10 protein-coding genes, 1 tRNA gene and 1 pseudogene are annotated in these 11,265 nt (G+C 72.1%); 4 read left to right on the forward strand and 8 right to left on the reverse strand.

Translation table 11 applies throughout. From position 1 onward, the window contains the following. The 4 genes and pseudogenes from GA0115242_RS40635 to GA0115242_RS06605 form a co-directional block, all read left to right on the forward strand. Positions 1 to 240, forward strand: a pseudogene (locus tag GA0115242_RS40635) (hypothetical protein); the annotation flags it as partial. Positions 241 to 487: 247 nt separating this feature from the next. Further along, on the forward strand, positions 488 to 2,527 hold the full coding sequence (locus GA0115242_RS06595) for a DEAD/DEAH box helicase (RefSeq protein ID WP_093825477.1): 2,040 nt from the start codon (positions 488 to 490) through the stop codon (positions 2,525 to 2,527). A gap of 138 nt (positions 2,528 to 2,665) precedes the next feature. Next, positions 2,666 to 4,180, forward strand: coding sequence for an amino acid permease (locus tag GA0115242_RS06600; protein ID WP_093825479.1), 1,515 nt, complete (start codon positions 2,666 to 2,668; stop codon positions 4,178 to 4,180). Between the two features lie 215 nt (positions 4,181 to 4,395). Next, positions 4,396 to 4,468 (forward strand) — tRNA-Lys (locus GA0115242_RS06605). 317 nt (positions 4,469 to 4,785) lie between these two features. Here the strand turns inward: GA0115242_RS06605 and GA0115242_RS06610 are convergent. From GA0115242_RS06610 to GA0115242_RS06650, 8 genes are all read right to left on the reverse strand, one after another. Further along, positions 4,786 to 5,541 carry a hypothetical protein gene (locus GA0115242_RS06610; RefSeq protein ID WP_093825481.1) on the reverse strand — a complete coding sequence of 252 codons (756 nt, stop codon included), beginning with the start codon at positions 5,539 to 5,541 and terminating at the stop codon, positions 4,786 to 4,788. Between the two features lie 3 nt (positions 5,542 to 5,544). Next, the gene (locus GA0115242_RS06615; RefSeq protein ID WP_093825493.1) at positions 5,545 to 5,841 is read right to left on the reverse strand and encodes a hypothetical protein; all 297 of its coding nucleotides are present in this window, start codon (positions 5,839 to 5,841) and stop codon (positions 5,545 to 5,547) included. A gap of 265 nt (positions 5,842 to 6,106) precedes the next feature. Further along, on the reverse strand, positions 6,107 to 6,457 hold the full coding sequence (locus tag GA0115242_RS06620; protein ID WP_093825483.1) for a DUF6415 family natural product biosynthesis protein: 351 nt from the start codon (positions 6,455 to 6,457) through the stop codon (positions 6,107 to 6,109). Continuing rightward, positions 6,454 to 6,912 (reverse strand): hypothetical protein, encoded by a 459-nt coding sequence (locus tag GA0115242_RS06625; protein ID WP_176729761.1) that lies wholly within the window; start codon positions 6,910 to 6,912, stop codon positions 6,454 to 6,456. Before GA0115242_RS06625 ends, GA0115242_RS06620 begins: the two co-directional genes overlap by 4 nt. A 102-nt stretch (positions 6,913 to 7,014) precedes the next feature. Beyond that, complete coding sequence (locus tag GA0115242_RS06630; protein ID WP_093825484.1) at positions 7,015 to 8,220, reverse strand: helix-turn-helix domain-containing protein; 1,206 nt, start codon at positions 8,218 to 8,220, stop codon at positions 7,015 to 7,017. 518 nt (positions 8,221 to 8,738) lie between these two features. Beyond that, positions 8,739 to 9,422 (reverse strand): hypothetical protein, encoded by a 684-nt coding sequence (locus GA0115242_RS06640; RefSeq protein WP_093825488.1) that lies wholly within the window; start codon positions 9,420 to 9,422, stop codon positions 8,739 to 8,741. A gap of 172 nt (positions 9,423 to 9,594) precedes the next feature. Next, positions 9,595 to 10,308 (reverse strand): response regulator, encoded by a 714-nt coding sequence (locus GA0115242_RS06645; protein ID WP_093825490.1) that lies wholly within the window; start codon positions 10,306 to 10,308, stop codon positions 9,595 to 9,597. After that, on the reverse strand, positions 10,308 to 11,265 hold a 958-nt coding region (locus GA0115242_RS06650; protein ID WP_141721526.1), incomplete at its 5' end, for a sensor histidine kinase. The genes GA0115242_RS06645 and GA0115242_RS06650, both read right to left, overlap by 1 nt.

An 11,265-nucleotide genomic window follows, 5' to 3' on the forward strand; every position in this document is an offset into this window, starting at 1 on the left:
GGCGCGAGCGCCTCGGAGCCGGTGCCGGGCAGGCCGGGGCAGACGGCGCGGCCCACCCCGACGCGCACCGCCGACCCGACGCCGACCCGGACGGCCGAGCAGCCGCCGACCCCGCCCGTGCAGCCGCCGTCGGGCGATCCGTCGCCGACGGTCGCGGAGCCGTCGTCGTCGGCCCACGAGGAGACGGGACCTCAACTGGTCCAGCGCGAACCGGCTCCGCAGGCCGGGGTGCCGGTGTAGGGGGAGCGTCCCGCCGGCGGATCTTCCGCACGCCTCCCGCCTGCGGTGATGGCGTCAGTTTGCCTTCAGGGGTGATGGGTGCGTATGGTGGTAGATCGTTTGATCCCATTTGCCCGGCGCCAACGCAGAGCGCGCCGTGTGGCGCGTACTCTCCTTTGCCGTGGCGGACCGCATAGAGGCGGTCGTAGAGCGAATCACGGAGTTGACGGGCGCGTGCCGACGAGACTCCGGAAGGTTTCGCATACGCATGTCCATTTCCAGTACTGATCACGCCGTCGTGCCCGAGAACGGCGAGGCCGTCGAGGCAGTCGAGGCCGTCGAGGAGACCGCGCAGGTCTCGTTCGCCGACCTCGGTCTCCCCGAGGGCGTCGTGCGCAAGCTCGCGCAGAACGGTGTGACGGTCCCCTTCCCGATCCAGGCCGCGACCATCCCGGACGCCCTGGCCGGAAAGGACATCCTGGGCCGGGGTCGCACCGGCTCCGGCAAGACCCTCTCCTTCGGTCTGCCGACCCTGGCCGCGCTGGCCGGCGGCCGCACCGAGAAGCACAAGCCCCGCGCCGTGATCCTCACGCCCACCCGTGAGCTGGCCATGCAGGTCGCGGACGCCCTCCAGCCCTACGGCGACGTCCTCGGCCTGAAGATGAAGGTCGTCTGCGGCGGTACGTCGATGGGCAACCAGATCTACGCCCTGGAGCGCGGTGTCGACGTCCTCGTCGCCACCCCCGGCCGCCTGCGCGACATCATCAACCGCGGCGCCTGCTCCCTCTCGGACGTGCGGATCGCCGTCCTCGACGAGGCCGACCAGATGTCCGACCTGGGCTTCATGCCCGAGGTGACGGAGCTGCTCGACCAGGTGCCGGCCGGCGGCCAGCGGATGCTCTTCTCCGCCACCATGGAGAACGAGATCAAGACCCTCGTCGACCGGTACCTCAAGGACCCGGTCTCGCACGAGGTCGACGCCGCCCAGGGCGCCGTGACGACCATGTCGCACCACATCCTCATCGTGAAGCCCAAGGACAAGGCGCCGGTCACCGCGGCCATCGCCTCCCGCAAGGGCCGCACCATCATCTTCGTCCGCACCCAGCTCGGCGCCGACCGGGTCGCCGAGCAGCTGCGCGACGCCGGTGCCAAGGCCGACGCGCTGCACGGCGGCATGACCCAGGGCGCCCGCACCCGGACGCTGGCCGACTTCAAGGACGGGTACGTCAACGTCCTGGTCGCCACCGACGTCGCCGCCCGCGGCATCCACGTGGACGGCATCGACCTCGTCCTGAACGTGGACCCGGCCGGTGACCACAAGGACTACCTGCACCGGGCCGGCCGCACCGCCCGCGCGGGCCGCACCGGCACCGTCGTCTCCCTGTCGCTGCCGCACCAGCGCCGGCAGATCTTCCGGCTGATGGAGGACGCGGGCGTCGACGCCGGGCGTCACATCATCAACTCCGGCACCGCCTTCGAGCCCGAGGTCGCCGAGATCACCGGCGCCCGCTCGATGACCGAGGTCCAGGCCGAGTCGGCGGGCAACGCCGCCCACCAGGCCGAGCGCGAGGTCTCGCAGCTCACCCGCGAGCTGGAGCGGGCCACCCGGCGCGCGTCCGAGCTGCGCGAGGAGGCCGACCGTCTCGTCGCCCGCGCCGCCCGCGAGCGCGGCGAGGACCCGGAGGCGGCGGTCGCCGGGACGGCGGCCGCGACCGAGGGCGCCGACACCGAGGCCGCCCCCGCGGCCGAGCAGCCGGCCGACGCCGCTCCCGTCCGCGAGGAGTCCGCCGCGCCGTCCTACGAGCGTCCGCGCCAGCAGCGCGACGAGCGCGGCAACTACGAGCGCCGCGACCGCCGTGACGACCGTCCGTCGGGTGGTTTCCGTCGCGACGACCGTCGTGACGACCGGGGTGGCCGTTCTTTCGAGCGTCGTGACGACCGTCCGTCGGGTGGTTTCCGCCGCGATGACCGTCGTGACGACCGGGGTGGCCGTTCTTTCGAGCGTCGTGACGACCGTCCCTCCGGTGGCTTCCGCCGGGACGACCGCCGGGACGGCGCCGGGGACCGCGGCGGCTTCCGCCGCGACGACCGCCCGTCCGGCCACCGGGGCAGCGACCGTCCCTTCAACCGCGACCGGCAGGCGGGCGACCGCCCGTTCAACCGCGACCGCCAGGGCGACCGTCCGGGCTTCCGCTCCGGCGGCCACGACCGCCCCACCGGCCGTCGTGACGACCACCGCGGCTCCGGCACGGGGACCGGCTCCTTCGGGCGCCGGGACGACAAGCCGCGCTGGAAGCGCAACGGCTGACGCCCGCTGAAGTGACCTCCCGGGGCCCGTACGACACCGTCGTACGGGCCCCGGTGCGTCCGGCCCCGCCGGGCACAGGTTGATTTCGCGCCATCCTGTGACGCATGTCACGGGGCCCGCTGGGGAATCGCTGGGGACATGACAGATGACGCCAAGGCGCAGGGGCTCTCCGACGAGGAACGACTGGCCCAGCTCGGCTACACCCAGGTACTCGCGCGCCGGATGTCGGCGTTCTCCAACTACGCGGTCTCCTTCACCATCATCTCGGTCCTCTCCGGCTGCCTGACGCTGTACCTGTTCGGGATGAACACCGGCGGCCCCGCCGTGATCACCTGGGGGTGGATCGGCGTCGGCCTGATGACCCTCTTCGTCGGCCTCGCCATGGCCGAGATCTGCTCGGCGTACCCGACCTCCGCGGGGCTCTACTTCTGGGCCCACCGGCTCGCGCCGCCCCGCTCCGCCGCCGCCTGGGCCTGGTTCACCGGCTGGTTCAACGTGCTCGGCCAGGTCGCCGTGACCGCCGGCATCGATTTCGGGGCCGCGTCCTTCCTCGGCGCGTACCTGAACCTCCAGTTCGACTTCGAGGTGACCCCCGGCCGCACGGTCCTGCTCTTCGCCGCGATCCTGCTGCTGCACGGTCTGCTGAACACCTTCGGCGTGCGGATCGTCGCCCTCCTCAACAGCGTGAGCGTGTGGTGGCACGTGCTCGGGGTCGCCGTCATCGTCGGGGCGCTGGCCTTCGTGCCGGACCGGCACCAGTCGGCGTCCTTCGTCTTCACTCACTTCGTCAACAACACCGGCTGGGGCAGCGGGGTCTACGTCGTCCTGCTGGGCCTGCTGATGGCCCAGTACACGTTCACCGGGTACGACGCCTCCGCGCACATGACGGAGGAGACCCACGACGCCTCCACGGCGGGCCCCAAGGGCATCGTGCGCTCCATATGGACGTCCTGGATCGCGGGCTTCGTGCTGCTGCTCGGCTTCACGTTCGCCATCCAGAACTACGACCGGCAGCTCGCCTCCCCGACCGGGGCGCCGCCCGCGCAGATCCTCCTCGACGCGCTCGGCGCGACCGCGGGCAAGCTGCTGCTGCTCGTCGTGATCGGCGCCCAGCTGTTCTGCGGGATGGCGTCCGTGACGGCCAACAGCCGCATGATCTACGCCTTCTCGCGGGACGGCGCGCTGCCCTTCTCCCGCGTCTGGCACACGGTCAGCCCGCGCACCCGCACCCCGGTCGCCGCGGTGTGGCTGGCGGCCATCGGCGCCCTCGTGCTGGGCCTGCCGTACCTCATCAACGTCACCGCGTACGCGGCCGTGACGTCCATCGCGGTGATCGGCCTCTACATCGCCTACGTCATCCCGACCCTGCTGCGCCTGCGCAAGGGCGACGACTTCGTCCGCGGCCCCTGGCACCTGGGTCGCTGGTCACGGCTGATCGGCGTGGTGGCGGTGGTGTGGGTCGGCGTCATCACGGTGCTGTTCATGCTGCCGCAGGTGTCGCCGGTCACCTCCGAGACGTTCAACTACGCGCCGGTCGCGGTCCTGGTGGTCCTCGGCTTCGCGGCGACCTGGTGGCTGGCGTCGGCCCGCCACTGGTTCCTCAACCCCGACCACACCCGCAACAAGAGCCCGGAACACACGCCCACCCCCTGACCCACCCCGGCCCACCTGCCCGCCACCCCGGCCCACCCCGGGCCCACCCCGCGCGCGCCACCCCTGGCCCACCCGGCGCCACCCCGGCCCACCCCCGCGCCGCTCCCTGCCCCACTCCGCCCGACCCGCGTTTTGCCCGCCGACCCGGCCGCCACCCCGATACCCGATCGGAGACCCGGCCGGGTCCGGCTATGCTCGTGGGGGCAACATCGCCTGGGCCCTTAGCTCAATTGGCAGAGCAGTGGACTTTTAATCCATTGGTTGTGGGTTCGAGTCCCACAGGGCCTACCGAGGTCAGCGTCGCTCTGTGGTTCTGACCAGCGGTTTCGTGACCCCGACCAGTTCTCTGGCCGGGGTCACGCCGTTCGCGGAGTCCGTCCGCGTGTGCCGTCAGGGTGTCCGAGAGGCGGCGCACGTCGTCGGAGCCGTGCGGATACCAGTCCCCGTCACTCTCGACGTTCGTGAAAGGGACGTGACCGGGCAGGAGCTCGGTGAACGGGCGCTGTTCGAAGCACACAGGCAGAACCACCGACGTGCCACGGCTCGTTGAGACCGTGAGTTCGTAGTCAGGGCTCGCGTGGGTGATGTCGACGCGGTAGCCACGCTCATTCATCGTCCAGGAGTTCCGCCGCGGCTTTCGGATCCATGAGGGTCGACCAGGCTTGCTCGGCGGGAAGAAGGGGGCGGCTGGGGAGGGCGTACTCGGGGTACCAGGCGGCGGGATCGCAGCCGGGGACATGACGCAGGATGACCGCGATGAGATCGTCGGGTACGGAGCCGGTGATGCGCACCGCAGCGTAGGTCTCATGGCCGTCGTCGGCACGTACGAGGACGCCAAGGCGGAAAGCGGGAAAGTCGGCGGCGTGTTCATGCCCGTCGTGCAGTGATCCACGAGCCAGCTCCTGGACAGCGGCAGCGAGAGTGCGGACCAGCCGGGCACCGGCCTCGAGTTGGTAGCGATCACGGTCGTTCTGGTCGGGGAGGAGATGCCCGACGTACGTCGTGGTGCTCAGAGGGTGGCGATTGTTGGCGTTGTAGTGGGCCCGTGCGGCCCTCGCGGCCGTCTCCAGGGCTGAGTAGAAGTCGTCTGGTGAACCGTCCTCGCGTTGTCCGGCAGCGATGAGCCAGGGCAGATCCCCGTCGGTCCAGACGGCTCCGCGCCAGCGTTGGATCTTGACCTTGAGGAGCACCTCGTCATCGATCGATCGGATGCGCTCATGCCCGGCCGCGTCGTCGGCGAAGTGTTCCCGGGCCTTGGCCAGGATCGGATGATCCAGCTCGTCGAGAGGTTCCCGGGCTGACGGCAGCGATAATTTCAGGTCCTCGCGGAGCGAGCGGAGGGTAGGTCGAGCCGGCCGCACGGATCAGTCGTCCTCGCCTACTCCGCCGAGTTCCTTGATCCGCTCCGGTGACATGCCGGTGAGCAGCGAGACGCTCGATTCCACGGATCCGTCCAGCTTGCGCATCTTCTCCAGCATGCTGGCCCGAACCTCCTCGCGGCGGATCTCCAAGTAGGTTCGGACGGCCTTGGCGACCAGGTCCTTCTTCGTCATCCCCAGAAAATGGGCGCCGTCCGCGATCAGCTCGTCTATGGCCGCATCGACCTTCAGCGGTGCTGTCGTCCGAGTTGCCCGGCCGTGGGCTTCCTCTGTGATTCTCATGCTCACACCCTTTCCGGTACCAAAGGGTACTCCTACCCTTCTCTCCTTGCGAGGAGTATCTGGTTAGCGAGGCGCCCGCTCGACCTGCTTGCCGGTCTCGACGAACACGGTGCGTGTCCGGCCAGCCATGCCGCCCGCGCTTGGGGGCGGTGGACGGCCTACCCGAACGCCCCCAGCTCAGAAGTGGTTCGAGCTGGGGGCGCGTCCGGTTCGCCGCGACTTCTAGATCATGAGTTCTGCCGCGGCACGCGCACGCGGCCGCCCGTCAGGGGGAGACGGGCGGCCGGCTCAACGTCTCCCAGTGCGCCGAGAGGGCGACGAGGACGCGGGCCAGGCGGCGGGCGTGGGCGGCCTCTCTGCCCTCCTCCGGCTGCTGGCCGAGCTTGCGCCGGGCCTCGGCCAGACCGGCGAGCGCGCAGACCTGATCGGCTGTCGAAGGGCGGCTGCCCGTCAGCTCCTCGACGGCGGGTACCAGCTCGTGCAAGTGGCCGGTGAGGTCCTCGATCAACGCGGCGATCTCGTCGCGCGAGGCGGCGAGCGCAGCCGGGTCGAGCACGATGGCGGCGGTCTCCCGCATGATCGCCAGGTCCGGGTGCACCTGCCGTGCGGCGGTCACCGCGACCTCCTCGACGGACACGCCCGGTGCGTGTAGTGGGCGGCGCCGCCCGTGCCGGACGGGGCCTGGGTCAGGTGCCGTTCGAACTCCTCGCCGGGCCCGATCTGCCGCGCGCAGGAGGCGCAGTACCGCACCGGGGTGTGCGCGGCGACCAGGCGCCGCAGCTCCTCGCCCAGCGCGCAGTCCGGCCGGGCCTCGTCCCGGCAGCGCTCGCACATCGGGACGTGCGCCACGAGGGCCTGGTGCGCGCGCTGCGCCGTGCACCGGCGGCACGCCCGCGGGAACCAGGCGGCCCCGCCGTCGCGCTGCTCGTCGAGGAGCACCGCGGTGTCGATCGTGAGGGCCTCGCCGCCCCAGACGCAGACTCGTCCGGCCGCGCGCTCGCCGTCGAGGCTGGAGCGGGCGGGTAAGGCGAGGGCGGCCTCGACGGGCGGGCGGTCGGTCTGCGGCGTCATGGTCGGCTCCATGTGACGGCATGTGAGGTACTCGTCACATCGTGCCGAGCTACGCGGCGCGCAGTGTTCCCCGATCGGGAACACTCGCCCCGCGAAACCGTGCTACATGCCGACCCACGCGGCCATGGAAGACAGGGAGTCCGAGGCCGTGCGCTGGCGCCGCACCAGCGCGCCGATGGTCTCCCGCATCAGGGGGTGATAGCGGGCCTGCTGCGGTGCAGCCTCGCGGGCGCGCTTCAGCGCGCGGTGCGCCGCCTCGGCCTTGCCCATCTGCACGTAGGCGCGGCCCATCTCCATGTAGTAGCGGCCCATGCGCATCTTGGGATGTCCCGGCGGGAAGTGCAGACGCTTCGCCTCCTTCACCGCCTCACCCAGCCGGCCCAGCTCGACCCGCGTGGCCACCTCGTAGTGCCGCACGTTCGTCACCCCGAAGCTGCACCAGTAGGCGTCCGGCACGTCCCGGCCGATCTGCTCGGCCGCCCGGCCCGCCAGCTCCAGGTAACCCGTCACGCTGTCCTCGTTCTTGGCCTGAGCAGCAGCGATCGCCGACGCCAGATACAGGCTCCCGGACACCGCGAGGGCGTTCACCGACCGGCGGTCCTCGGCCTGCTCCACCAGGCCGTGCCCCCGCTCGATGACGCGCAGCGACATCCGGTTGTCACCGCGGCGCAGCAGCATGCTGGACCGCTTGGCCAGACGGACGGCGAGCAGGAGCGGGTCCTGCGCCTGCTCGGCCATCCACCCCATGCGCTCCAGAGCGATCGAGGCGAGGTGGTGGTAGCCCAGCCGGTAGGCGAACTCGTAGGAGACCCAGTAGGACCAGGCCAGGTTCTCACTCGCCCGCTGCCGGTCCGGGCCGGCGGGCAGGAGTGCGACGGCGGTGGTGAGTTCGCCGACGAGCCCCGGCAGCTTGGTCCCGACGTCCTTGTACTCCGTGGCGCAGGTGGCGGCGCACAGGGCGGCGACGTCCTCGGCGATGCGGTCGACGGGGCGCGGGGTGACGTCGGGGTCGGGGCCGAGGTCGTACATGTCGAGGGCCTCGGACAGCGGGCTGATCAGCCGGTCCAGGTGATCCTGCCGCAACTCGCCGATGTACGGCTGGCCGTGCAGGACCGCGACCTCAACCTGGAGGGCACGCGCGATCGCGGCGACGACCGTCGTGCTCGCCGGGCACAGCCCCGCCTCGACCTTGGCGATGGTGCTGCGCGCCAGGAACGCCCTTTGTGCCAGGGCAGTTTGAGACAGCTGGCGAAGCTTCCGGTAGTCCGCGATCCGCGCGCCGGTGTGCTCCTCGTGGCTCGGTGGCATGCTGAACTCCGTTCTGGCATCGACACTCAGAACGGTACGCCCGGTCAGCTCCGGGCGCGGCGCCTCGGCAACCGGTCACCCGGGCCGGGGCGTTCCGCATCTCCCCGGACGCACGAAAGCGGCCCCGCCCTCCCGGAGGAGAGCGGGGGCCGCTTCGGTGGCGGACTGCGCGGCGGACGGGGAAGGCCGAGACGGACCCGGTGACGGGCGGCAGCTGCAACGCCTGCGACTGCGGGTGCGGCGGCCCCGTCCACATGGTCGACCTCGACGGGAGGATGGCCGCACCGGCCCTTGTCGGCGCCGCCGGACTCGGAGTGAGCGCAAGCACCGCACTCGCCATCGTCGGCGTCCCGGCCGTGGTGGCCCCGTCGGACTCACTGACGGCGCACGACGGCCGCCGAGCCCTGGGAACTCGGTTGCGCGGTCCCGGCCAGGCCGTCTGGTCGGGGCCGCGCCCGATGCGGACGCCGTTTGCCTGAGCGGGTGCCGACAGGAGGCACGGCCCGCCCCCGGCGCCCCTACGCGTGCGAGCTGATCACCCCGCCCGTGCTCAGCACGATGTACACCGCGTTGGCGTCCAGGCCCGTGTCGTGCTGGTTCGCTTCCATCGTGGCCTCCACCGCGCCCTCGCGGCCGATGATCTGCGCGCGGTAGTGGAGTTCGCCCACCTTCGTGACCTTGGCCTTCCAGCCGCCCGCCAGGGTGAACGTGCCCGGTCCCCGGTGTTCGCCGCCCATCCAGGAGCGGAGGTCGCCGCCCCGGGTGAGCACGACGTACATGCCGTTGGCGTCGAGCCCGGCGTCGCCGTCGGCGGTGTCCAGCTCCGCCACGACCGCGCCCCGGTCGATGATCTTCGCCTGGTAGCGGAGCTGACCGAGCCTGCGGATCTCCGCCTTGCTGCCGTCGACGAGGGTCTCGGTGCGCACCGCGGCCGTCGCCGGGGTACCGGAGGGCACCGCGCCCCGGCCCGCGGTCTGCGCGGCGGTGCGGTCGTTGCCCGGGTCCCGTGCGGCACCGGTGCCGGGGGAGGCGGGCGCGGAGGCGGAGACCTCCGGTCCCGTGCCGGTCGCCCGGCTCGTCTCCGCGCCGTTCGCCGCGTCCTTGCCGCCGGACTGGCACGCGGTCAGCGACAGCGCGGCGACGGCCGCGACGGCGAGGAGGCCGGCGGAACGGGCGGTGCGGCGAAGGTGACGGTCGGTCATGGTGGTGGCCCCCGTGGGTGCTCGGGGCGGACACGCGGGGTCTCCGCGCTCGCGGGCCCCGTCCGCTCGTGGTCGGTTGCACCCCGTCAGACGGTGCTCCCGCCGCGGTTGTTCATCCGTTTCTGTCCGCGCTCGGTAACAGACGGCCGGGCACGGACCCGCCGCGCGGCGGTCAGCGGCGCCAGCCGTAGCGCCGCTCCGGGCGCCCCGCCGCCCCGTAGCGCAGCGTCACCGCGGCGGCTCCGGTGCCGTGCAGGTGCTCCAGGTAACGGCGCGCGCTGACCCGGGAGATGCCGGTCGCCGCCGCGCACTCGGTGGCCGAGAGGGTCCCGGACGTCTCCCGCAGCGCGCGCTCCACCAGATCCGCCGTCTCCACGCTCAGGCCCTTGGGGAGGGTGGAGGGAGCGGGTCCCGCGGACAGCGCGCGGTCGATGTCGGCCTGGCCGCGCACCACCGTGGCGAGGAGCCTGCCGCGCCGGGCCGCGTACCGCTCCAGGCGGGGTTGCAGGTCCTCCTGGTCGAAGGGCTTGAGGAGGTAGTCGACGACGCCCTGGCGGACCGCGCCGCGCACGGTGTCGGCCTCCCGGGCGGCGCTGATGACCATGACGTCGCAGTCGTGGCCCGCGGTGCGCAGCCGGGGGATGACGTCCAGGCCGAAGAGGTCGGGCAGGTAGAGGTCGAGCAGGACCAGGTCGGGGTGCAGCTCCCCGACGGCCCTGATGGCCTCCTCGCCGGTGCCCGCCGTGCCGACGACCCTGAACGGCGGCACCCGTTCGACGAAGGTCCGGTGCACCCGGGCCACCATGAAGTCGTCGTCGACGACCAGGACGTCGATCGTCTCCTGGGGAGTCGGAGGAGTCGGGGGAGTCGGGGGCGTGGGGGGCATCAGGGTGCTCCCTCCTTCCGCGGGGGGTGTCCGGCCGGGCCGCCCACCGACATCCGGGCGGTGAAGCGGGCGCCGTCCGCGGTGTCGGCCACCGTGATCTCGCCGCCCCTGCGTTCGCAGACGAGCTGGGTGAGGGCGAGGCCGATGCCGCGTCCGCCGTCCGCGCCCGCCTTGGTGGTGAAGCCGTGGGTGAAGACGGCCGCGGTGTGCTCCGGGGCGATCCCGGGCCCCGAGTCGCACACCACGATCTCCACGCTGGACGCGTCCTGCCGCAGCCCTATCTCCGCCCACGGGTGCGGTGCCGAGGCCGCCGCGTCGAGCGCGTTGTCGACCAGGTTGCCGACGACGGTCGCCACGTCGGCGGCGTCCTCGGGGGCGAGACGGCCGAGCGCGGTGTCGTCCGAGACGCGCAGGGCGATCCTGCGCTCGGCGGCCAGCGAGCACTTCGCCATCAGCAGGGCGGCGATCGCGGGGTCGAGGACCCGGCGGCCGATGGTCATGTCCAGGGACTGCCGGTGCCGGGTGAGCGCGCGGACGTACCGGACCACCTCGTCCTGCTCGCCGATCTGGATCAGACCGGAGATGGTGTGCAGCTGGTTGGCGAACTCGTGGGCCTGCGCCCGCAGCAGCTCGGAGGTGCTGCGGAAGGAGCCGATCTCCCGTTCCAGGCGCGCCAGTTCGGTGCGGTCGCGCAGGGTGGTGACGGAGCCGAGGAGCCGGTCGTTCTTCGTCACCGTCATCCGGTTCATCACCAGCACCCGCCCGTTGCGGATCACCACCTCGTCGGGCCGGTCCCCGGCTTCCGGGCGGTCCTCGGCTTCCGGCCGGTTCTCGGCTTCCGGCCGGTTCTCGGCTTCCGGCCGGTTCTCGGCTTCCGATCGGTCCCCAGCCTCCGGACGCTCCCCGGCTTCCGGACGGTTTCCGGTCTCCGGGCGTTCCCCGGCTTCCGGGCGTCCC

It is taken from the genome of Streptomyces sp. SolWspMP-5a-2, assembly GCF_900091845.1.
GTDB lineage: Bacteria > Actinomycetota > Actinomycetes > Streptomycetales > Streptomycetaceae > Streptomyces > Streptomyces doudnae.

What these genes read in the sequence shown, in the direction of transcription:
- GA0115242_RS06595 (WP_093825477.1), top strand. Translation starts at nt 488, where the DNA reads ATGTCCATTTCCAGTACTGATCACGCCGTCGTGCCCGAGAACGGCGAG.
- GA0115242_RS06600 (WP_093825479.1), top strand. Translation starts at nt 2,666, where the DNA reads ATGACAGATGACGCCAAGGCGCAGGGGCTCTCCGACGAGGAACGACTG.
- GA0115242_RS06615 (WP_093825493.1), bottom strand. Translation starts at nt 5,841, where the DNA reads ATGAGAATCACAGAGGAAGCCCACGGCCGGGCAACTCGGACGACAGCA.
- GA0115242_RS06625 (WP_176729761.1), bottom strand. Translation starts at nt 6,912, where the DNA reads ATGACGCCGCAGACCGACCGCCCGCCCGTCGAGGCCGCCCTCGCCTTA.
- GA0115242_RS06630 (WP_093825484.1), bottom strand. Translation starts at nt 8,220, where the DNA reads ATGCCACCGAGCCACGAGGAGCACACCGGCGCGCGGATCGCGGACTAC.
- GA0115242_RS06640 (WP_093825488.1), bottom strand. Translation starts at nt 9,422, where the DNA reads ATGACCGACCGTCACCTTCGCCGCACCGCCCGTTCCGCCGGCCTCCTC.
- GA0115242_RS06645 (WP_093825490.1), bottom strand. Translation starts at nt 10,308, where the DNA reads ATGCCCCCCACGCCCCCGACTCCCCCGACTCCTCCGACTCCCCAGGAG.